Source organism: Oceanobacter sp. 1_MG-2023 (genome assembly GCF_030689025.1).
In the GTDB taxonomy this organism is placed as follows: Bacteria; Pseudomonadota; Gammaproteobacteria; order Pseudomonadales; family Oceanobacteraceae; genus Oceanobacter.
Genome location: NZ_JAUYWA010000021.1, coordinates 1 through 23,874, shown reverse-complemented (window position 1 = coordinate 23,874; position 23,874 = coordinate 1). Strand labels below are relative to the sequence as shown.

17 protein-coding genes are annotated in these 23,874 nt (G+C 52.1%); 7 read left to right on the top strand and 10 right to left on the bottom strand.

The genetic code is table 11. The features are described 5' to 3' along the window. Positions 1 to 23 precede the first annotated feature (23 nt). The 4 genes from Q8W22_RS12915 to edd all read right to left on the bottom strand — a co-directional run bounded on the left by Q8W22_RS12915 (position 24) and on the right by edd (position 6,450). A complete protein-coding gene (locus Q8W22_RS12915; RefSeq protein WP_305452607.1) occupies positions 24 to 1,460 on the bottom strand; it encodes a di-heme oxidoredictase family protein in 1,437 nt (478 codons plus the stop codon). Next, entirely contained in the window at positions 1,457 to 3,220 is a 1,764-nt protein-coding gene (locus tag Q8W22_RS12910) for an Ig-like domain-containing protein (protein ID WP_305452606.1), read from the bottom strand. Before Q8W22_RS12910 ends, Q8W22_RS12915 begins: the two co-directional genes overlap by 4 nt. Before the next feature lie 285 nt (positions 3,221 to 3,505). Continuing rightward, positions 3,506 to 4,561, bottom strand: coding sequence for a glucokinase (gene glk / locus Q8W22_RS12905; RefSeq protein ID WP_305452605.1), 1,056 nt, complete (start codon positions 4,559 to 4,561; stop codon positions 3,506 to 3,508). Then, positions 4,558 to 6,450 carry a phosphogluconate dehydratase gene (gene edd, locus Q8W22_RS12900; RefSeq protein ID WP_305452604.1) on the bottom strand — a complete coding sequence of 631 codons (1,893 nt, stop codon included), beginning with the start codon at positions 6,448 to 6,450 and terminating at the stop codon, positions 4,558 to 4,560. The genes glk and edd overlap by 4 nt, the downstream gene beginning before the upstream one ends. 270 nt (positions 6,451 to 6,720) lie before the next feature. Between edd and Q8W22_RS12895 the strand changes: the two genes are divergently transcribed. From Q8W22_RS12895 to Q8W22_RS12865, 7 genes are all read left to right on the top strand, one after another. Beyond that, positions 6,721 to 7,734: a metalloregulator ArsR/SmtB family transcription factor gene (locus Q8W22_RS12895; protein ID WP_303434442.1), complete on the top strand. Its 1,014-nt coding sequence runs from the start codon at positions 6,721 to 6,723 to the stop codon at positions 7,732 to 7,734. Between the two features lie 72 nt (positions 7,735 to 7,806). After that, a complete protein-coding gene (metK, locus tag Q8W22_RS12890; RefSeq protein ID WP_305452603.1) occupies positions 7,807 to 8,967 on the top strand; it encodes a methionine adenosyltransferase in 1,161 nt (386 codons plus the stop codon). A 122-nt stretch (positions 8,968 to 9,089) separates the two neighbouring features. After that, positions 9,090 to 10,469 (top strand): adenosylhomocysteinase, encoded by a 1,380-nt coding sequence (gene ahcY / locus Q8W22_RS12885; RefSeq protein WP_305452602.1) that lies wholly within the window; start codon positions 9,090 to 9,092, stop codon positions 10,467 to 10,469. 118 nt (positions 10,470 to 10,587) lie between these two features. Beyond that, positions 10,588 to 11,412, top strand: coding sequence for a methylenetetrahydrofolate reductase [NAD(P)H] (gene metF, locus Q8W22_RS12880; RefSeq protein WP_305452601.1), 825 nt, complete (start codon positions 10,588 to 10,590; stop codon positions 11,410 to 11,412). A gap of 741 nt (positions 11,413 to 12,153) precedes the next feature. Next, positions 12,154 to 12,750, top strand: coding sequence for a YrbL family protein (locus Q8W22_RS12875; protein WP_303434437.1), 597 nt, complete (start codon positions 12,154 to 12,156; stop codon positions 12,748 to 12,750). Between the two features lie 109 nt (positions 12,751 to 12,859). After that, positions 12,860 to 14,005: a hypothetical protein gene (locus tag Q8W22_RS12870; RefSeq protein ID WP_305452600.1), complete on the top strand. Its 1,146-nt coding sequence runs from the start codon at positions 12,860 to 12,862 to the stop codon at positions 14,003 to 14,005. A gap of 180 nt (positions 14,006 to 14,185) precedes the next feature. Beyond that, positions 14,186 to 15,235 carry a polysialyltransferase family glycosyltransferase gene (locus tag Q8W22_RS12865; RefSeq protein WP_305452599.1) on the top strand — a complete coding sequence of 350 codons (1,050 nt, stop codon included), beginning with the start codon at positions 14,186 to 14,188 and terminating at the stop codon, positions 15,233 to 15,235. 272 nt (positions 15,236 to 15,507) lie between these two features. Here the strand turns inward: Q8W22_RS12865 and Q8W22_RS12860 are convergent, their stop codons facing one another. The 6 genes from Q8W22_RS12860 to Q8W22_RS12835 all read right to left on the bottom strand — a co-directional run. Continuing rightward, on the bottom strand, positions 15,508 to 16,446 hold the full coding sequence (locus tag Q8W22_RS12860; protein ID WP_305452598.1) for a glycosyltransferase family 2 protein: 939 nt from the start codon (positions 16,444 to 16,446) through the stop codon (positions 15,508 to 15,510). 172 nt (positions 16,447 to 16,618) lie between these two features. Beyond that, on the bottom strand, positions 16,619 to 17,341 hold the full coding sequence (locus tag Q8W22_RS12855) for a hypothetical protein (RefSeq protein ID WP_305452597.1): 723 nt from the start codon (positions 17,339 to 17,341) through the stop codon (positions 16,619 to 16,621). Positions 17,342 to 17,410: 69 nt separating this feature from the next. Continuing rightward, positions 17,411 to 18,283: a glycosyltransferase family 2 protein gene (locus Q8W22_RS12850; protein ID WP_305452596.1), complete on the bottom strand. Its 873-nt coding sequence runs from the start codon at positions 18,281 to 18,283 to the stop codon at positions 17,411 to 17,413. A 274-nt stretch (positions 18,284 to 18,557) separates the two neighbouring features. Further along, positions 18,558 to 19,034: a chemotaxis protein CheW gene (locus Q8W22_RS12845; protein ID WP_303434431.1), complete on the bottom strand. Its 477-nt coding sequence runs from the start codon at positions 19,032 to 19,034 to the stop codon at positions 18,558 to 18,560. Next, positions 19,009 to 20,067, bottom strand: a complete 1,059-nt coding sequence (locus Q8W22_RS12840; RefSeq protein WP_303434430.1) for a chemotaxis protein CheB — start codon at positions 20,065 to 20,067, stop codon at positions 19,009 to 19,011. Before Q8W22_RS12840 ends, Q8W22_RS12845 begins: the two co-directional genes overlap by 26 nt. Further along, positions 20,068 to 23,874, bottom strand: a 3,807-nt coding sequence (locus Q8W22_RS12835; protein ID WP_305452595.1) for an Hpt domain-containing protein, incomplete at its 5' end; no start/stop codon positions are given. It abuts the gene before it with no gap.

Here is a 23,874-nt window from a genome sequence, read left to right as displayed (position 1 = left end):
ACATCCGCCGGGATGGTCGCTGGTCAGATCCCCCGCAAAAACACCAGCAGATCCTGTTGCCCGGTTTCTTGCAGTGCTTCCCAGGCTTGCCGGGCAGCCTCGGCTTCACCTCCGTGCCAGTTAATGGCTTCCACCAGCGTCTCGGCACGGCCATCATGCAAAAAACGCGAGTCGCCATTCCCTTCGATCAGCCCCAGTCCCCACAGCGGTGGAGTTTTCCACTCGCGGTCACCGGCGTCACCTTCCTTCATGCCATCACTGAGTGCTTCCCCCATATCGTGCAGCAGCAGGTCGGTATAGGCATAAATGGTTTGCTGGTTCAGCTGCTCGAACGCTGACGTATCCCCGGTGGTCAGTGTCGGCCGATGACAATCGTCACAGCCGACCTGCTCAAACAGACCGGCACCACGGTCAAACTGTGTCTGGTCGTCGATACGGCGGTCGTACACCGCCAGCAGTGTCAGAAAATCATTAATGGCGTTGAGACTATCCAGGCTGACTTCGGGGTCGCCCCCACTGGGCTGTTCGCTGCAGATCGATTGCTGATCGGTGCAGGGTTCCGCCGGATTCAGCGGCGTTGTCAGCCCCATATCCTGATGCAACGCCCCCGCGCTCTGGCCTCTCAGGGTGCATTGCACCGCTTTCCAGCCAAAACGGCCGAGACAGGCGACTCCTTCCCGCTCCAGTGAATGGGCACGGCCGGAAATACCATCCTGATCCTGATCATCCGGGTCATGCCACTGCAGGATTTGTGCTTCCGGCACCAGCTCCAGCAAACCCACACCGGTCAGTTGGGGGGACAAGCGCGGTCCCAGCTGTACGCCATCATCTAACGTGTGCTCGGCTTCCGATAGCTGAAATTGTGGCTGCCCCAGTCCAATATCCTGCCAGGTCACGCGACCTTCCGGAGCACCAACCGTGGCCGATGTTTGCAGCTGGCCACCCAAATAAGTATCGGGCTGGCCATCCAGTGTCCCCAGGCGGAACAGAATCCCGTGTGACGTGGTGCCATCGTCATTCAGGCTGGCAGCACGACCAGACACCAGATGACAGTCGTCGCAGGCAGAGGCAATAAACAGCGGCCCGAGGCCATCCAGCAGAGTCCGGCTGCCCGGTGCCGCGGTCCAATCAGCGACAAACAGTTCCCGCCCCTGGGACACCGTCGGCGCGGTCGCAAGATCCAGCCCCGGAATAAACTGCAGAAATGCCAGGTCATCCTGGAAGGTCACCGTTGCCGCGCCTCCCACCGCTTGCCATTCTCGCGGCTCTTCGGTGTCCGGGTCTGTGCTTGGGTCTGTGATTGTATCGACGGGCGCTTCCGTGGTTGTGCCAGAATCCGCCGATGTTCCATCCGCTCCACAGCCACTCAGGCTGACCAGTGTCAACGTCGACAACAACAAAGTGGCCGCCCAATGGGCGGCCTCTTTGTCGGGCTGATGTTTGAAAAAGATGTTTTTCATGGCTCGACCGATGACATCACCAGAGTAGGTACACGATAGGTCCAAAGATCAATGGTGCCTTCTCCGCCGCCCAAAGAGCCATGGAAGCTCCAGCCCCAGGAGAACACGCTGCCATCCTGACGCTGACCAATGGTGTGCAAGGCACCATTACCCAGATCCACTACGTTATCGAAACCAAAAACTGATGATGATGGCTCACTGACGTCGCCATCCTGCTCCAGCCCCAAGGTGCCGAGCATGTTTTGTCCCCATGGATAGACCTGGCCGTCTTCACGTTCGGCAAAGCTCTGGTTGCCTCCCGCCCATACCGCAACGGCATCCTCAAACCAGGGCAGTTTTTTCGGGCTGGTGATTTCTTTTGGCCAGTCCGGATCAACATTGTCATTGTCGTACAGGCCTATCTGGCTGCTGTAGTTCAGACCCCAGCCATACACGGCGCCGCTCTGGGCTACTGCCAAGACATGACCTTTACCGGCCACAACGGCTTCGATGGGTTCATCGATGCTGATTTGCGTGGGCGTTGGGTGCTCATCGGTATCTTCGGTGCCCAGTCCGAGCTGGCCATAGTTGTTCTGACCCCAGCTCCAGACCCGCCCATCGCTATCCACCGCCAGGGAGAAGGAAGCCCCGGATGCAATCTGGATGATATTGCTGACATTCGCTTTCACCGGGACATCCCGATCTTCCGTAGTGCCGTCACCCAACTGGCCGTACCGGTTGGTGCCAAACGCCGAGACAGTGCCATCCTGATGCAAGACCAGCGTCTGGTTATAACCCCGGGTCACTGCGACCGCATCGGTGATACCGGCCACCTGCAACGGCGTTGATGCATCGTCTTCATTGAGGGTATCCGCATCGGCCTCCCCCTGCCCCAGCTGGCCACTGCCCCCATTACCCCACATCCAGATGGTCCCGTCATCGGCCAGCGCTGCTGAGGTGTTCTGCCCAAAGGCGAGGGACAGAAAGGTCGGCTCGGTGGTGATCATTACCGGAGCATACGGATGCTCATCCACATTCAGGTCAGAGCTCGGGTTGGACACAAAACCCAGCCCGGCCTGGCCGTAGTTGTTGCGGCCCCAGCTGTAGGTGCCATCGGCACGAATAGCGCCAGAGTGCGCATTACCACCAGCCACCGGTTTACCAAAATACGCCGTATGGGTTTCCACTACCTGATTACCGGCGGTGTCGGTCGCGGTGACTTCATAGTGGTTGCTGCCAGGTGTCATCAGCAAGCGTGCCTGATATTGGCCATCGTCGGCATCCGCTGCTGCCGTGACGGTTTGATCACCCAGGGTGACACTGACGTCAGACACTGCCTGGTTATCCGTGGCATTGATACGCACCGTCGTCGTCAGCGCCTGGGTCGCATGGCCATTGGATGGAAACACAAAGGACAATTCTGGCGCTTGTGTATCGAGAATCAGCGTGCGGGTGTCGCTGGTGGTATTACCGGCGGCATCGGTAACGGTGATTTCCAGCTCGTTGTCACCGTCGGTCAGCGTTAGATCGACGCTGAAGCTGTCGTTATCCAATGTCGCAACCACATGATCGCCATTCAGCAACACGGTGACGGTACTGACCGACTCGTTATCGCTGACATTACCTTCCAGCGTCACCGCCGCAGTCACCACCATGGACTGATCGGCCGGGGTGATATTAAACACTTCCGGCAGCTCAGTATCCTTTGAGGAGTCAGAATCTGATCCACATCCCGCCAAGGCCAACGATGCCAGGAATACCGAGTAATACAGACGATTCATTACGCCTCTCCATTGTTATTAAGTTATTTATCAGTACGTATAGAAAACAAATCGTACCTTTCCTTGCAATTAAATACAAATCATTATTATTTAGATTGTGTTGTGGTTTTATCTGGAGAGTTGAAAAGACAGGACAGCTACGCCTGACCTGAGCAGGATGCTCAGGCAGTCAGATGGGTAAATAAAAGCGAGGGATAAAAAAGAGGAATAAAAAAGCGAGATCAAATTGCGCTGGGCCAGCCGCTGTCCGGTTCTGGACGTTGTGCGGCTGCCCACTATCAAGCGTCAGCCATGTACTTCGCTGTTATCCAGCGCGGCGGCGGCTCCTAACAATCCGGGGTTATCGGCCACACACAGCCAGACCGGAACGTCTTCAAGATAGTGTTGAAAGCGGCCCTTGTTAATCATCGCAGCATGAAACTGGCTGGCCAAAAACAGCTCTTTGACACGAGGCAAGATGCCGCCACACAAATACACACCGCCACGGGCACCCAGCGTCAGTGCCTGATCACCCACAACCGCTCCCAATATTTCAAAAAAATGCGTCAGGGTGCGACGCCCTAACGAATGTTCGTCTTGTTGTGCCTGCTGACTGATGCTGGCTGGAGTAGCACACTCAGCGTCAAGCCCGTGGATCTGCGCCAGTATCTGATACATGTCCAGCAACCCCTGCCCAGACAACAGGCGCTCGACCGATACCCGGCCGTAGCGTTGCTGCATGCCTTGCAGAATGGCGTATTCTGCCGCGCTGGTCGGTGCAAAGCTGACGTGACCACCTTCGCCAGACAGCGGTACCCAGCCGCCTTGTACTGGCACCAGCCCTGAGACTCCGAGGCCGGTACCCGGGCCAATCACCAGCCGCGTGCCCTGTTCATACCAATGCCCCTCAGCCTGTGAATGACAGACTGCCGTATGGCCAATATGCACATCGACCAGGTCCTGCCCCGGCACCTGCAGCATACCCAACGCCATCGCGGTAAAATCGTTGACCAGTTTGAGTTGCTGCAGGCCGAGGTGATTCATCAGTTGCTGACGATGGAATACCCAGTGATTGTTGGTCATAACAATATCGTCGTCAGTCACCGGACAGGCCAACGCCAGACAGGCCCGATGAATACCGCTGACGCCCATCTGCCTGCTGTAGCACTGGATAGCGGCTTCGATGCCAGGAAAGTCGGCAGTTTCCAGCGTCAGGATATGGCTGAGGGTGACGCTACCGGGCTTCACCAAGGCAAAACGGGCGTTGGTGCCGCCGATATCCCCGACCAAGACATGCTCCCCGGCCAGCACAGGCTCGTCGAAACCCGCCGCTGGCACCGGATGATCGGCGAACGGCTTCATGCCTCGACCTCGGAATTACGACCAGCCTCCGAACCGTTACCTTGCAGATGCTCCGGCACCTGGTCGGTGTCGGAACTAAAGCAGAATACCGTGGCACCCCGCTCGGCTTCGTTCACCTGGCTGCGCATCGGGCCAAACAGTTCACGCCCCATACCCAGCCCATGCTGCTTGACCACCGCCGGTTCGCTGGCCGGGCGCTGCAACCAGAGGTCATCCTCTGCCAGCAATAACAACTCACCGGTCGTAGCATCGAGACGAATCCGGTCGCCGTCCTGCACATGCGCCAACGGCCCGCCCAGTTGGGCTTCTGGCCAGACATGGATCGCCGCCGGGACTTTGCCGGAGGCTCCGGACATACGGCCGTCGGTCACCAGCGCCACCTTGAAGCCCTTGTCTTGCAGCGTGCCCAAAAACGGCGTCAGTTTATGCAGCTCGGGCATGCCGATGGCGTTGGGGCCCTGATAACGCACCACCGCAATAAAATCTTTCTCCAGTTCTCCGCGCTTGAAAGCCTCGGCCAGATCGTCCTGGTCGTTAAAAACAATGGCGGGAGCTTCGACCACTCGATGTGCTTCTGCTACCGCCGAGACCTTGATCACGCCACGGCCGAGGTTGCCACGCATCAGCTTCAGGCCACCATTGGCCGAGAACGGCGTCGCGGCCGGACGCAAGACCTGATCATCCAGCGAGCTGGTTGTGCCTTCGCGCCAGACCAGTTCGCCATTCTGTAAAAACGGCTCCTGGGTATAACGGGACAAACCATGGCCCATAATGGTCATCACATCGTCGTGCAAATAACCGGCTCCGAGTAACTCCCGCACGATATAACCGACACCCCCTGCGGCATGAAAATGATTGATATCAGCTTCGCCATTGGGGTAAACCCGGGCAATCAGAGGCACCACATCGGACAAATCGGAAAAGTCCTGCCAGTCAATAATCACCCCAGCCGCTGCCGCAATGGCAATGATATGCATGGTGTGATTGGTGGAACCGCCGGTGGCCAGCAAGGCCACAATGCCGTTTACCAGCGATTTTTCATCGACGATTTCATACAGCGGTGTGTAGCGACCATTGGGAGCCGTCAGGCGTACCGCTTGCTGCGCCGCATAACGGGTCAGCTGCTCACGTAATTCGGTGCCCGGATTCACAAAGGAAGAGCCGGGCAAGTGCAGCCCCATGATCTCAACCATCATCTGGTTGGAGTTGGCAGTACCGTAAAAAGTACAGGTACCGGCGCTGTGATAGGAATCGGATTCACATTGCAGCAAGGCATCACGACCGATCTTGCCCTGGGCGTATTCCTGGCGAATACGGGCTTTTTCCTTGTTCGGCAAGCCGGAAGGCATTGGCCCGGCAGGGACAAACACGGTGGGCAAATGCCCGAACCGCAACGCCCCCATTAGCAGGCCCGGAACAATCTTGTCGCATACCCCCAGATACAGCGCGGCATCAAACATGTTGTGCGACAGCGATACCGCTGTTGCCATGGCGATCAGATCCCGGCTGAACAACGACAGCTCCATCCCCGGCTGCCCCTGGGTCACGCCGTCACACATGGCCGGCACCCCACCAGCAAACTGGGCCACAGAGCCAAGTTCCCGAATGGCGTCACGGATCTGATCCGGGTAGCGCTCAAACGGCTGGTGCGCCGACAGCATGTCATTGTAGGCCGACACCATGGCCACATTGACCTGGTTGACCATTTTCAGTACGGCCTTGTCGTCTGTATTACAGGCGGCAAAGCCATGGGCCAGATTGCCACACGACAAGGTACCGCGGTGAACGCCTTGCTCTTCGGCCGCTTTCATTTGCGCCAGGTAAGCACGACGAGTGGGTTGACTACGTTTGATAATGCGCTTGGTGACCTGCTCAACGACGGGATGCATCATGCCTCCGGAAAACGGTTCGTTAGTAAATTGTATTTGTTGTTTGCGGCTGGTCTTGCAGCCGGGAAATCTCTGCTCAGTGATTTGGTCGATCCTTTGATTAAAGCACGTTGGCGGAGCCTCAAACAGCCATGGTAGCCGCTCTCGGGCGACTGTCATCGTGCCGGATCAATACCATAGTCACAAAGCGCCCATTCCTGCCATCACAGACAGGCCATGGCCTGGATTTCTATATTGAAAAATATTGATATAGTTTTTCAAGCTGCTACTATGCCTGCCATGACACAGACCGACGTATCACCTGTTGCCGCTCCGGCCAGAAACGAACTCAATGCAGAACAGATCGCCCATGCTTGCAAAGCCCTGGGCGACCCGTTGCGACTGGCCATTGTGCAGCTGCTGGGGCGTGGTTCTTTTGGCGTACTGGAATTGTGCGAGCTGTTGGATATCAAACAGTCCAGCATGAGCCATCACCTGAAGATCCTGGCCCAGGCCCGCCTGGTCAGCAATCAACGGGAAGGCAACAGTATTTTTTATCGCCGCCCGTTACTGGCCAGTCACGACCGCTGGACCCAGTGGCTGGCGACGACGCTGGCAACGCTGGATGCACTGAACGATCCACAAGACAACGGGGTCGAACAGCGCTTGCAGCAGGTGCTGGCCAACCGGGCAGCAGCCTGCGCCGAATTTTTTGCCCGTAATGCCGCCGCGTTCAAGCAGCAGCAAGATCTGATCGCCTCCTACGACCAATACGGAGAACCGCTGGAGCGACTGATCACGACCATGGATACACCGACCCGGCGAGCACTGGAAATCGGCCCCGGTGAAGGGGCATTTTTGCCCGCGCTGGCCCGTCGTTTTGACCAGGTATTGGCACTGGATATTTCGGCACCGATGCTGCAAAAAGCACAACAGCGCATCGACCAGCAGCCGCTAGACAATGTCTCCTGCCAGCTGGGAGACAGCAGTGCCATTACCGAAAGCCACCGTCATCAGTTCGACCTGGTGGTCGCCAATATGGTGCTGCATCACGTACCGGCACCCAAAACCATTTTTGCCGACGTCGCCCGCTTGTTGACCGACGATGGCTGTTTTTTGGTAACCGACCTCTGTCGGCACCAACAAGCCTGGGCACGGGAATCCTGCGGGGATCTCTGGCTCGGCTTTGAACCGGATGACCTGACCGCCTGGGCGGTTGAGTCCGGCTTGAACGAAGGCCAGAGTCAATACCTCGGCTTGCGGAACGGGTTCCAGATCCAGTTCCGGCTGTTTTATCGCGCCTGATACCCCAGGTGACACCCAATAACCCGATAACAGCAGATGCCTGCCCTGCCGTTATTTTTGAGGATTCAGAGCATGAGCGAATATTCAATTTTCACCTCCGAGTCGGTCTCTGAAGGCCATCCGGACAAAATGGCCGACCAGATTTCCGATGCCGTCCTGGACGCCATCCTGAAAGATGATCCCTATGCCCGCGTTGCCGTTGAAACCATGGTCAAGACCGGCATGGCGATTGTCGCCGGTGAAGTCCGCACCAGCACTTACGTTGATCTCGAAGACCTGATCCGTGGCGTCATTCTCGACATCGGCTACAACAGCTCCGATGTCGGTTTTGATGGTGCTTCCTGTGCTGTCATCAACGCCATTGGCAAACAGTCCGCCGACATCGCCATGGGCGTTGACGAGGGTGACAACAAAGACCTCGGGGCTGGCGATCAGGGATTGATGTTTGGTTATGCCACCAAAGAAACTCCGGTACTGATGCCTGCTGCCATTTATTACGCCCACCGTCTGGTGGAAAAACAGGCCGAACTGCGCAAAAACGGCACTCTGAGCTGGCTGCGTCCGGATGCCAAATCACAGGTCACCCTACGTTACGAAAACGGCCTGCCTGTCGCCGTCGATGCCGTGGTGTTGTCCACCCAACACGACGAAGGCATCAGCCTGGATGTACTGCGTGAAGCGGTAATGGACGAGATTCTCAAACCGGTACTGCCTGCCGAGTGGCTGCACACCGACACCCTGTACCACATCAACCCGACCGGTAACTTCGTTATTGGTGGCCCGGTCGGTGACTGCGGTCTGACCGGCCGCAAGATTATCGTCGATACCTACGGCGGTGCTGCCCGTCACGGCGGCGGTGCCTTCTCCGGCAAAGACCCGTCCAAGGTTGACCGCTCAGCTGCTTATGCCGGTCGCTACGTTGCCAAAAACATCGTCGCAGCCGGACTGGCCGACAAGTGTGAGATCCAGGTGTCTTACGCTATTGGTGTCGCCGAACCGACGTCCATCTCCATCAATACCTTCGGCACCAACACCATCGCTGAAGAACGCATCGCAGAACTGGTGCGCGAACACTTTGACCTGCGCCCACAAGGCATTATCGACATGCTCGACCTGCGCCGCCCGATCTACCGCGCCACCGCGGCTTATGGTCACTTCGGTCGCGAAGAACCCAACTTCACCTGGGAAAAAACCGACAAGGCCGCCACGCTGAAAGCCGCCGCCGGTCTGTAATTTTTCTTTCCGTGGCAGACGCTTCAGCGCTGCCTGCGGAACACAACCTGATCATTCAACAAAGGTCAGCCGCATCGATGCATCGACGCTGATCTTTGTCGTCCACCACCAGAGGACCACTCATGAGCTTTACTGATTACCAAGTTGCCGATATCACCCTGGCTGACTGGGGCCGCAAAGAAATCCAGATCGCCGAAGGCGAAATGCCTGCGCTGATGGCGTTACGTCGCAAGTACAAAGAAGCCCAGCCATTGGCCGGTGCGAAGATCATGGGCTGTATTCACATGACCATTCAGACCGCCGTGCTGATCGAAACCCTGATCGATCTGGGTGCCGAAGTACGCTGGTCTTCCTGCAATATTTTCTCAACCCAGGATCACGCCGCTGCCGCTATTGCTGCCGCCGGCATCCCGGTATTCGCCTGGAAAGGGGAAACTGAAGAAGAATTCCTCTGGTGCATCAAGCAAACCATTCTGGCTGGCAAAGACAGCGGCCTGCCATGGGATGCCAATATGATTCTGGACGATGGCGGCGACCTGACCGCAATGGTACACAGCGACTTCCCGCAACTGCTGGACGCAATTCATGGCATCTCGGAAGAAACCACCACCGGTGTTCACCGTTTGCTGGAGATGCTGGACAAGGGCGAACTGAAAGTCCCGGCCATCAACGTCAACGATTCGGTCACCAAATCCAAGAACGATAACAAATACGGCTGTCGTCATTCCCTCAACGATGCCATCAAACGCGGCACCGACCACTTGCTCAGCGGCAAAAAAGCGCTGGTGATTGGTTACGGCGATGTGGGCAAAGGCTCTGCGGCATCCCTGCGTCAGGAAGGCATGATCGTCAAGGTGTCTGAAGTTGACCCGATCTGTGCCATGCAAGCCTGCATGGACGGCTTTGAAGTCGTCTCGCCATACATTGACGGCAACAACACCGGTGAACTGGACTGTGTTGACGGCGACCTGCTGGGCAAAACCGACCTGATCGTTACCACCACTGGTAACGTCAACGTGTGTGACAAAAACATGCTGCAAAAACTGAAGCGCAGCGCCGTCGTTTGCAACATTGGTCACTTCGACAACGAGATCGACACCGCCTATATGCGCGACAACTGGGAATGGGACGAAATCAAACCCCAGGTACACAAGGTCTACCGCGACAAAGCCAGTGATGACCACTTGATTCTGTTATCAGAAGGCCGTCTGGTGAACCTCGGCAACGCAACCGGACACCCATCCCGCATCATGGATGGCTCCTTCGCCAACCAGGTACTGGCTCAGATCTATCTGTTTGAACGCAAGTTCGCCGACCTGATGGAAGCTGAAAAAGCCGAAAGCGTCTACGTGAAAGTGCTGCCGAAAAAACTCGACGAAGAAGTCGCCAAAGACATGGTTGAAGGTTTTGGTGGGGTGATTACCCGACTGACCGACACCCAGGCATCCTATATCAATGTCAAAGCCGATGGCCCTTACAAGCCAGAGTCTTACAAGTACTAAGACCAGACGCTGGACAGCGGAGGCCTGATCCTAATCGTGATCGGCCCCGCTCTCTGCCACAACCCGCCGTCTGAGATAACCACTCACATTATGGAGCGTCTGACGTCAGGCGAATAACATGACCACCCTGAGTTTCGAATTCTTCCCGACCAAAACCGCGGAAGGCACCCGTAAACTGCTGGCCGTTCAAGAACAACTGGCCCAGGCCAACCCGGAATTTTTCTCCGTTACCTACGGTGCCGGTGGTTCAACCCGTGACCGCACCCTGGCAATCGTTGAAGCTATCCAGCAAACCGGCACCGCCGCCACTCCGCATTTATCTTGCGTTGGAGATTCCGTCGCATCACTCCGCGACCTGTTACAGATCTACAAGGATATGGGCATTCGCCGCATCGTCACCCTGCGAGGCGACCTGCCATCCGGTGCCGGACTGGCCAGCAGCGAATTACGCTACGCCAATGAACTGGTCGAATTTATCCGCAAGGAAACCGGCAACTGGTTCACTCTGGATGTGGCCGCTTACCCGGAAAAACACCCCCAGTCCCGCTCATTTGAAGACGACCTGAAAAACTTCGTCCGCAAGGTCGAGGTTGGAGCCGATAACGCCATCACCCAATACTTCTTCAATGCCGACAGCTACTTCTGGTTTGTTGACCGGGTACGCGCCATGGGTGTCGATATTCCAATTATTCCGGGCATTATGCCGATCACCAACTACACCAAACTGGCACGTTTTTCCGACAGTTGTGGCGCTGAACTGCCCCGCTGGATCCGCAAACAGCTGGAAGCCTACGGCGATGACAGCGACAGCATTCGGCAATTTGGTACCGAGGTAGTCACCCAGATGTGCGAACGCCTGTTAGCTGGTGGTGCACCCGGCCTGCATTTCTATACACTGAACCAGGCCGAACCGAGCTTGAAGGTGTGGGGGAATCTCTCTTAGATACCTTAAGGACAGGCTCAATAAACAGCCTGTCTTTTCTCCATGCATTTATTTTGTAGTAATATGTTCCAATTCAATACTGGAAATTTTTCCCATTGGAGTATATGCAAAGACAAAATCAACACTATCATCCAGAAACATGTGACATACCTGAATGATAATATTAAATTTTATTTTTATATATAAAATCAACACCAATAAAATAACATTGGTTTTTCAAGAAAATTTAAAACATAAATATTATGAGCTACTGACTAAACACTCCAGAAAATCGTTAAAATGCACAATAAAATACCCGATATCATTGATATAAAATAATATATAAAACACAAATAATCGTCAAAAACAAATAAAAAATATCCGTTCATTCGATATATAAAAAATACAGAAAAGCCATACAAAATCATATTGATTTTTAATTTTTCAAATCTCATAAAACACTACAAACTTCTCTCTCGATCTGTTAACCAACAGCGATTTATCCTCTCTATTCCTTAGATACTTAACATAGAAAACCAACCCCACCCCCCTCTGAAGCTCACCCATGGAGAGACTGAAAGTGACAGCCATGTGTCAAGAAGTGAAAGCCTGACACAGAAAGGATCAAATTTGAGACTATTAGTGAATAAATATGAAAATTAAGTCCATTCAAGCAACAATCTATTCATTCAAAATGGATTTTCCAACACTCGCTATGTTGATAATGTCCATACCCTACAAATATGACAATTTATAGCAACCATGAAAATACAGCTCTCTCCTGCGTACATTATTGGTGTTGGTCGCGATCGCATTTGCTATCGCCACCCGTATGATCCGGACTTTTGCATCAAGTTGCCGCTTCATAACGAAAAGCAGACCCGCCGAGAAAAAAGCTACTTTCTGTACTTGTTAAAGAAAGGGGCCGATCTGCGCTACATTGCCACCTATATGGGTGATGTCGAAACGTCCCTCGGCACTGGTGCGCTGTTTCCCATGATTCATGACGATCAAGGCCAGGTATCCCTGACGCTGACCCAGGTTATTCAGCAAGATCTTATGACCCCTGATGAAATCGATCGGAAACTGGAGCTGTTGCGGCATTACCTGCAAGACAATGGTATCTGTACCCGTGATGTCAGCCCGAACAATATTGCTTGCCGTCGCCGAGGTGAGCAAGTTGACTTTATTCTGATTGATGGCGTCAGTAGCCCCAACCACAACCCACTGACCATACGTATTCCAAGCCTGATCAGCCATGCTGTCGATAAATCCTGGCGTAGTCTGACAAGGAAGGTAGAGCAGCTAAGAGAAAAGCAGCAGTTTACCGATGCATTATCTTTGATTAGTGCTACATGAATTTAATCCTACAAATACCTAGAACAACCGCCAAATTGCAATCCTCAGAAGCCTCAAGTAGCATAGCTCGCCGCTGGGTTTAGATGCCCAAAGTCGCCTTGAGTCCTGTATGAATGTGCTTTTTTTCTCTGTTCGCCATCATCATCAAAACTACTTTCGCAAATTGAGTGAGCAGGCAAACCAGAGTCAGCAATATCAGGCGACTCTTGTACGCCATAGGCACTGGTGGTTACGTAATCCTTGGCCGCTATTCCGCAACCACCCGGAATTGGATGACGTCGTTCTCCTGAAACTTAAAGAAAAATGTCAGGACACCAACGACTATCATTTGCCAGCACATACCCGGTGGATCAACCAGTTATGGCTGGGCCTATTCAGCCGTTTTCTTTACCGGGCCTATTATAATGGCCTGCGACGGCAACAACCGGATGTCGTGGTTACCTGGGGAGGGCTGATGTGGCACCAACGGCTATTTGTTCTGGCCGCCAGAGCCCAGGGGATAAAAACCCTGCTCATGGAAAATGGTCCCTTGCCCGCAACCACCACCATTGATCCGAAAGGGGTCAACTTTATCAACAGCTTGCCCCGGCAGCTGGACGCTCTGCCTTTGGTAACAAGCACTGACCGCCCGCTACCAGCAAGCCTGGTGCCTCGTCACAGCAATCGGCATAAGCCATCACAAGATGCACCCAGCGCAGATACTCCTCTGCCCAAACGTTATATTTTTGTGCCCTTTCAAGTGGATGCCGACCGGCAAATTTTGTGCTTTTCTCCCTGGCTTGCCAATATGCGCGACTTTTATCGCGCTTTGGAGCTGGGAGTTGAGCATTTGCCTGATGACGTTCAGATTGTGATCAAGGAACATCCCTCCTGTCCCAAGCATTATGCTGACTTGCATACTCGGCATTCACGTATCCACTTCGCCAACAGTCACAACACCCAGAAGCTGATTGAACAAGCGGAGCTGGTCATCACGATCAACAGCAGTGTTGGTCTTGAAGCCATGTTGCTTGAGAAACCGGTTGCCGTTGCAGGTCAGGCTTTCTACAACTTACCTGAACTTTGCCAGTCAGCAACAAGCCAAGCAGAGCTGAATCATATTCTGTCGAACCCGGACCTCTGGCAACCCTCAACAGAGGGTAGACGCTACCTGGGCTATCTTTACAACGAGTATTTGGTCAAAGGCTCCTGGAAACAGGCAGAACCTGATCATATTGCCGCCATGAATCAACGTATTGTCGAACTTTCTCAATAAGTGGTTTTTACTTATGTAGCGATCATTCGATATCGGCAATAACTGGCTCTCACGTCCCGCATGCCATCGAGTTCAGAAACCAGATGATTAACAACAGCACAAACAGGCAAACTCCCGGTTTGGTAGAAACCAGACCAGCAGGTAAACTGCCATCCCACGTTTGCCTGCTGGCTCAGAACAATGACCAATACTGTCTATTTTGCTTCTACAATCTTGCATTTATACGCTGCGGCAGTGATCGCCGCAGAGCGCACTGACGAGCAGGCGCATCTCGTCTTTATTGATCAACCAGAAGAGCGGGAGTTTCCTTTGTATACACTGGTGCAAGACTGGCCACAGTCACCTTTTACCAGTGTCCAGCTCTTTTATGGCCGCTTCAAAGGCCTGGGAAATAAGCTCAAAAAACGCAAATTGCTGTTTACCAAACTCGAAGCGCTTATCAACAGATTACGACCAGCCAATCTGTTTGTTGGTAACGACCGGCGTATCGAATTCCAGTACAGCATGCATATAGCCGATAGCCTTGGCTGCAAACCGGTTGGTCACTATATGGATGAGGGAACATTCACCTACATGGGCAGGAAAGCATCCTCCGGCTTTGGTGACAAAGTGCTGGATAACCTGGCCAAAAAACTCAGCTATGGCTTCTGGTGGAAAAATCCGCCAACGGTGGGTGGTTCCGACTGGATCCAATATGTTCATGCCGCCTTTCCAGAACATATCCACCCACTATTGAAAAACAAACACATTGTACAATTAAGCGCCAGTGGCTTTACCGCACCACCTCTGTTGGCCTTGTCTTCTCAATTGATGGAACAACATGGATTTGACCCGCGACAGCTGCAGCCATTGGATGTTTTATTCACCCTGCCCCACGAGTCGCTCTTTGAAAAAGATCCCGCCTATAAACAGCGGATCATGGCAATTCTGCAGCAGATGATACGGGGTGGAAAACAGGTCGCGGCAAAGTATCATCCACGCAACAGCGGCCCGGATGTACTGCATCTACAAGCGGAAGGCGTTACCTTGCTTCCGGCCGGAATCAGCTTTGAAGCCATGCTGCCACACCTGCCAAACCAGTGTGAAATATGGGGAGATGTATCATCAACATTATTGATTGCCAAATGGCTAAGGCCTGAACTGGTCGTTTGTTCACTGCAGCAGGATAATCAGCAGCAGGCACTTGTTCATTTATTCAAGAAAATTGACGTTAAAATGAAACAAGCTTAAAGGGGGCATCTATTTAATCCGGTGCTCACTCTAGGCTACCGGATGGTTTCGAATCACGAAGCCGACTTGCAGGCCTGACGGGTCAAGTCAAAAGTCGGCGACACCGAGTCGAGATCATCCGGCAGCCCCCGAAGGGCGCGGGTTGCCGCCGTCCAGTGCGGTGTTGACGAATTTGAAAAGGACTCGTCATTTCGCTGCATTCGTCGCCTTGCCCTGAACAACGGCAACACTCGCGCAGAGCCGTGCAGGATTAAATGGATGTCCCCTGAAGCTCAAGATGAAAACAGGATCTTGAGCCAATAACGATACTGCCGGACGTATCCTGGCTTCAATCGCCAGGCCTGCAGCAAATATTTCCTGGCTTGTGTCTTCTTCCCTTTGGCTAGCAGCAGTTTTGCCAGTGAGACATATTGATGTACCAGTTTTTTCTCATCGACCATATTTTTCAGCGTATCAATTTTTAACTGTAGAACCTGTATTGCCTTATCGCGATTAAAACCACTTTGAGTAATGCCATCCGGCAGAAACTCCTTAATAGAACCCACTTCATTAACAGCAAAAAGAGGCATTTTTTCAGCCAGTTGACACCAGAAATACCATACTTCAGCATTCCGGAACTGAGTCGTAAAGCGGGAATTTCCAATCGCATCAGCTTTGACAACATGAGTCATATCACCACGCATACGTTTCCCGAACATATAATCATTCAGGTAATTCATTTCACCATAGCGGCTGATTTTCGAAATAGGTTTTCCATTCTCAAATTGACAGTCCAATGAATACCAGTTGTATCCTGGATTTTTCTTGATTGCGGTCGCTATTTTTTCAAGACATTCTTCGGCAAGATAATCATCATCATCGATCCAGACAACGAAGGCCTCTTTATTTATCGTCAGGACTTCTTCCACTATCCGGTTGCGCACAGCGTTAACACCACTGTTTTTTTCCATACATCGATAATGGATCTTACCTGGGTAACAGGATTGAAACTCAGCAATGGTGGCAGGAGTATGATCTGAGCTGGCATCATCAACGAACAGAATTTGCCAATCCTGAAAGGATTGATTTGTAACGGATTTCAGTACTCTATTCAATAATTCAGCACGATTATAGGTTGGTACCGCAACAATAATTTGAGTCATTTTCATCATTGATTGATTGATATTGAAGCAGTCTATCAAAAAAACCATACGGTTTGGCACAACCTTCATATCAATCTTACCAGATATGACATTTCTTCCAATTAATATAAGGCTAGCCATCTCACAAGCAGGTTTTCTTCATTAGCTTTCAAAAATCAAGACCAATATATGACTTATCTATTCAATTAAAATAAATTCCGCACAGAATCAATTTATTATTATTTTGTCACTACCAACGTTTTTAACCTCTATATTCTTTTATCCATGGTGCCTTACGGTATATATCGTAAGGTCCATCCATCACATCGTCAGGATCTGGCTTGCCATGAAATTGGATCACTCTCGCACCTTCCGGTATGATTGCCTCTCCGGTTACTGTCATCACTCCGATTTTTCTTAACCACTTACCGATAATTCCATAGCTGTTTTTGATGCGTGCCCGGCATTGTTTCTTGAATGAAACCACCCACTGTTCAGGCCATAACCCAGCATCACCTACTTTTTCGGTAATCCAGTTTTGATCACCATAATAATCATTCATTACCTGGGCTGAGTTTTCTAAAAAATCTTCCCATACCTGAGGCTGAGAACCAATATTAAAACGAAATACAGAACTATTATATCCTCGTGTTTGCAAGTCTTCGGCGATCAAAAAGCTGCCGGGCTTATAAGAAAAAAAGTCATCCAAACCACCAACGATGACAACATCCAAATCCATGTATAATAATTCTCCTTCCAGTTGGTGAAAATCCTTCTGAAAAAGACTTAACTTGTGCCACCAACCAGAAATTTCCGTATTAACCAAGGGCAAGGGTTTGACCTTTGGGTAAATATCCCGTGCATCATCAGTAAGGCAATATAATACAAAATCAGCTGTCATGTTTTTTTCGATCATATCATACAGTCGATTAACATAACTTGACGGATATTTATCTCCCCATTTCACACAAATAATTTGATTCATCAGCCACCAAAATAATTTATTTTGTATTTTTCAAGCCATAAAAACCCATATTCATTTTTATAAGCACTTTTAATTTCTGGAGTTCATAACTTCCCGGATTTTCCTTCCAACTTCTGGTTCTTTTTCTATTATCCCAAAGTTCTCAAGCACTGTAGCCGTTTCTTTTTTTAATGCGAGTCGCTCCAGCTCTTCATCAAGCAAACCATGATCAAGCATCCTGACCCAGCGACGATAATGATCCCCCATCTTTGTCACACCACTATTGAGCAGACGTGCTCTGTTTTCTATACTTTTAACAAAGCACTCCCTGCTCCGTATAGGATAGTGATAGACGGTAATCGATGGATCAATGGTCTGATTTATAAAGCCCCATAAGTGCCAGGCTCTGTGATTTCCACCCTTAACCCTTAACAACCCATGGTTATTAACCATCACTTTTCCATTAATATTACCCATAAAAACAGAAAAACTATCATTATTAATAATATCCTGGCCTTTGTTTAATATTGGTGATTTCACTCGATATGGAAAGTCCAGATAGTCAGAATCTCCTGAGAAAAACGTATCGTCCGGTATCATATTGGATCGACTACACTTAACAATTGAGCCCCATTTACCCAGATTACTCTTCAAATCCCCACTATCAGACAGCCAAAATTCATCAGCGTCATTGGCAATACTCCAGTCTGCACCCAGTATACGCCGGGATTTTGCGGCCATTTCTGTTTTCCAATTACTCTGCTGATAATCCAGTTCTGGTCTATCTATCACCAATATTTCATGTTTTTTTGATAATTCGGCAACAACCTCTCTGGTTCCATCCGTTGAGCCATTATCCATCACAACAAAGCAATCAACCCCCTGATTTGAATGAAATCTGATATTATCCTCGATAATATCAACTTCATTTTTGATAAGCAGGTTCATGGAAAGTTTAAGCATATTTGTATGTATTCCAGCTCTTTTCGGGGGGAACACATTCAGATCAGAAGAATGGTTCGAGTGAGAAAGTTCCATAGCAATTATATCTGAAACAGTAATCCCTGAAAATCCAGATCTATCGTAGCTCTAAAAACGATTCACCGATGTTTGATTCCATACACTGGATCTCTCCAATAACACAAGGGTGTACTGGAAAAAACCGAATGCAGACATTCTGGCAGCCAGAATTCGAGTCATGGTTATCTTGTCTGTGGTGGCAAACAGCGGAGCAGAATCACAGCAAACCCAGAAGCTGCGTCTCGATTTGTTCAAGATCCGGAATAAATGCAGATTCGCCTTCAACGCTTACTGCCATCTGGTCCAATGAGCCCATTCCCATCACAGCATCCACTTGCTGGATATCCTGTTCCAGGACTCGGGTCAGTTTGGGAATACCCTGCACCAGGATGCCAAAGAAAGGCATTTCGGAATATTGGCCCACGCCGTTAATAATGGCAAAACGGGCATCCGGACTTGGCCGTGGGGCCGGCGTGCCGTTAAGCAGTTCGTAACAAATCACCGGTATGCCAATACCTCGCCACTGAATGCTGCCAATGATCCAGTCGACTCTGGAGTTGGTTGTCATCAGTTGAGAGAAAGGAATGATTTCAGCCACGGTAACGTTCGGGAGCAATAGCTGCCGGTCGTTCAGTGGAATCATCAGGCAATCGACCTGACCGGGCTGTTCAATATTGGCAGGTGTCTGGCTCATGGGTATTCATCCAGTGATTCTTGAGTCTATTCACCAGCTGATTAGCCAGCTGGAACGGGGTGCCGTGAAATGAAACCCGGCCGGTACCAAGCGCACTTTCAGGCATAGAAGCATTGGCACAGGTGGCCGGGGTTTGTATCCAGACCGGCAGTTCTCTTTCAGGTAAGGATACCAACGCTTCAGAACCGTCGTTGCCCATGCCGCTGAACAGGATAACGCCCATTCGGGTCTGAAAATACTGGTGTACGTTCACTATCACTTGATCAATGGATGGGCCGTACGGGCCAGACCAGTCATGCCGGGTCGATACTAACTGACCCTGGTTATCAAAACCAAATTCATCCGTAACAGGAGCGACCAGGACATCACCATTTTTCAGCTGTTGCCGATCGCCAAACAGGCGTAATGACAAGGCTGAATGACGGCCAATGGTGGTTGTCAGCGTTGCTTCAAAACGACTGTCGATGTGTTGGGCATAGACGAAGGCAACCGGCAGGCCGGCAGGCAAGGCATCAAGAAATTGTTTGACCGCTTCCGGGCCACCCAGAGAGGCACCCAAAACCCATACTTCCTTGGCAGTCTGGCCGGTTAATACCGATGTGCTAAAGATTTTTGGCAACAGGATACGGCTCGGCTGCCGCTCTACCGGTGTCGCGATGCGCTCCAGGCTGGCGACACTTTCATCCACCAGTGGTTGGCAGGAAACCGGGACAATACCTTTTAGTTTTTGATACAGCCGTTTTTGCCAGCGTGGCAAGCTGTCGCAACCACGAGCCGGGGCTTTCTCAATACCCACCAGAACCGGCACCGGGCCGTGCATCAGCTCATCCAGCCAATCGGACAATTCGTCATCGTTGTCACGGTTGATATCGACCAGCCAGGCATCCAGCGCCAGCTCTCGTCCCTGAATCAATTCCATCCGCGATGGATCGGCACTGATGACTACTTCAAAGCCAAAATGCGCCATGGCAGCCTGCAACATGTGTTGTTGCAGGCGGTCATCAGCAATAATGCCAACCCGAGGCAAGATCACCTAGCGCCCCTCACGCCCCAGCAGTCGATTGATGGTTCCCATCAGCGACTCTTCCTGGAACGGCTTGCCCAGATATTCATTTACGCCAATGGCCATCGCCCGATCCCGGTGCTTGTCACCGGTACGAGAAGTAATCATCACAATAGGAATATCTTTCAGGCGTTGATCGTGGCGTACCAGCGAAGCAACCTCAAAACCATCCATGCGCGGCATTTCGATATCCAGCAGCATCAGGTCTGGTTTGTGATCCTGCAGGGTTGCCATGGCGTCCACACCGTCACTGGCGGTATACACTTCCAGGCCATGACGTTCCAGCAAGCGAGTAGTTACCTTACGTACAGTTACCGAGTCATCCACCACCAGAACCCGAGACACTTTGGCCACCTGTTCGTGGCGCTGTTCGGCCATTTGGGCATCCAGTAATCGTGCTTGCTGGTATTCCAGAGAGGTCTGACTACGGATCATGGCAGGCAGATCGAGAATGATCACCACGCTACCATCCCCCAGGATAGTACCCCCGGAGACCCCCATCACTGAGGCAAACTGAGGCCCAAGGGCCTTAACCACGATTTCACGACTGCCCAGCAGTGAATCCACTTGCAGGGCATAAGGTACTGTCCCCTTGATCAGCAGAATCGGCAATGGCAGGGTCTGATTCGTTACTTTGGGCTGAGAACCATTTTCGAGCATAACCCCCAGATACTCCAGGCGATAGTCCTGCCCGGAATACTGATACTGGCGCTCGTTGGGTGGCATCTGATAGTAGCCTTGCAGCTCATTCGAGGAGGCCCGGACAATACCTTGAATATTATTCAGGGGAATGGCGTACAAATCATCGCCAATCTGCACCATCAATGCCCGGTTAACCGATACGGTAAATGGCAGGCGCACCACAAAACGAGTGCCGGCACCCTGTTCCGAGAGAATTTCAACCGTACCGCCCATCTGCTTGATTTCCGTGCTCACCACATCCAGGCCAACCCCACGACCGGAGATCTGGGTAACGTTGGCGGCGGTGGAGAATCCGGCCTGCAAGATAAATTGCAGCAGGTCATGATCAGTAATGCGGGCATCTTCTGTTAGCAGCCCTCGTTCAATGGCCTTGGCACGCACCGCATCCCGGTTGATACCTTTACCGTCATCCCGCAAGGTCAGAACAACGTCGCTGCCTTCCCGGCTGACTTCCAGGTCAATCGAACCAACATCCGGCTTGCCCGCTGCACGGCGTTCGGCAATGGATTCAATACCATGGTCAACGGCATTACGTACCATGTGCTCCAACGGCGAAATCATCCGCTCCAGCAAGGATCGGTCAAGCTCACCTTCAGCGTTCAGAACCTGGAACTCGACTTGTTTATCGAGCTCCAGACTGACCTGCCGCACAATCCGGCGCAAACGCGGTACCAGGCGCTGGAAAGGCACCATCCGCGTTTTCATCAAGCCTTCTTGCAATTCGGTGTTTACCCGGCTTTGTTGCAGCAACAGGGTTTCTGCATCACGGGTTTTGTTTGACAGCGTGTCCTTGAGATCCAGCAAATCCGACGCCGATTCAACCAGACCACGGGATAATTGCTGAATGGTGGAGTAGCGGTCCATCTCCAGAGGATCAAAATCTTCATATTCCGGGCCATGGCGTTCCTGACGGAACAGTACCTGGGCTTCAGTCTCGATATCAAGACGGCGTAACTGGTCGCGCAAGCGATCCAGCGTGCCTTCCATTTCTTCCAGCGTGTAGGAGAAATCCGTGACCTGCTGTTCCAGTCGTCCACGACCAATCGAGGTTTCACCCGCCAGGTTAACCAGGTCATCCAGCAAATCGGCCGATACCTTGACCAGCTCTTGTGGCGCTTTACGTGCAGCCACCTGTTGGGCAGCTTCCGCGACGGAGGCTGGTACCGAGGCTGCCGCTACTGGCGTGCCTTGGGTCGTACGCAATGGCACCACATTACTGGCTACCGATGTATCCTGCGGTGCTGCTGACTCTGTTGCTGCCTCTGGTGTTACAGGCGCGACTACTGCCGGCTCTGATACGGTAGCGGCTGGAGGTGTTTCCTGCCCCTTAACAGAAGAGTCAGAAGGCTGTCTGGCTTCTGTTGTCTCATCCAGCCCGGTGTCGGTCGAATCCGCCTGATTTGACGGCGTATTTCGCGGCACAGTTTCAAGACTGTCATCACCGAGCAAGAGCATCTCACCCGACGCCAGCATGGTACCGATCTGTTCAATCTGACGAGCCAGTGCGTCCTGTTCCTGATAAGCCGATTTGAAAAATTCAGGGTCGGCCTGCAAGTAACCTTGCTGCACTTGCAAGATACGACTTTCAAATGCGTGAGCCTGATCGCCCAGAGTCACCAGACCGGCAAGACGTGCACCGCCTTTAAAGGTATGCAAGACACGCTGGGCCTCGTTGGCAGGCTCCATATTAGTGGGCGTTTTTTCCCATTCCTGCAGCGCCTGATCCAGTGCTTCGTACAGTTCCGCCGCTTCATCCAGAAAGATTTCCAGAATTTCCCGGTCGGTTTCATCCAGTGATTCCGACAGCACCTGGTCTGCCGCGACGGGCGTTACCTTATGCTCAACGTTCTGATCCGGTTTGGCAGCGACATTCGTATCACTGGCCATATCAGGCTCATCCGCGCTATCTGCATCCGGGTTCTGTACCACTTCGCCCTGCATATAGGCTTTTAACGAGCTCAGGATACTATCTGCCGAGCGGGGAGTCTGGCCGTAACGGATGCTGTCCAGCTGACCGCCCAAGTCATCATGGGCTGCTTGCAGCAAGCTAAACAGTCCGGGTTCTACCCCCAACCGGCCATTGTTGATGCGTTCGTACAGAGTTTCGAGGTCATGACACAGTGCCGCCACGTCGGCCTGTTCGGCCATACGGGCGCCCCCTTTCAGGGTATGCAGATCACGTTGCAAGTGAGCAACATTGACCAGGTTCTCAGGGTTGGCCCGCCATTCACTCAGAATCTGGTCGACAGATTCAATAATTTCTTCTGCTTCTTCGAGGAAGATTTCAAGAATTTCATCCGTACCATCATCCACCTCCATTACTGGCGGCGCTTCATCGACGATCGGTTCTGGTGTCGATTGCACGGTTTGCTGACTTTCAACCGCGTCAATGGTCAGCGGTGAATCAGTTGCCTGAGAGTCTTCAGCATCTGGAGTCTGTGGTGCAAAAGCCTCCGCCGATGGCGTACTGATAACCGCTTCGCTGGACGCAATGGTGGGTACTTCAATAGCCTCGACGGTCAATGCCAGCGTTTCCTGGTCATCGGTCGCTTCAGGCGTATCAATCTGTTCGACGGTATCATCAGAGATGAGCGGAACCAGATCGTCCTGTGGGTCGGTTTCCGCCACTTCGAGGGAGTCCAACAGTTCAATCATGCTGTCATCAACGACAGGAACCCAGTCTTGAGATTCTTCGATCTCAAGCGTGTCGGACAACGACAGCAAACCGTTCTGTAAATCTGTATCAGACTCTGTGACTTCCAGCGTATCTGACAACTCGATCATGCTGTCATCGATAACCGGGATAACGTCCTGGAAATCGACAGTGGATTCTTCTACTTCCAGCGTATCCGGCAAGCCAGTCATACTGTCATCGATAACCGGGATAGAATCCTGGAAATCGACAGTGGACTCTTCCACTTCCAGCGTTTCTGACAGCTCAACCATGCTGTCATCGATAACCGGGATAGCATCCTGGAAATCGACAGTGGACTCTTCTACTTCCAGCGTTTCTGACAGCTCAACCATGCTGTCATCGATAACCGGGATAGCATCCTGGAAATCGACAGTGGACTC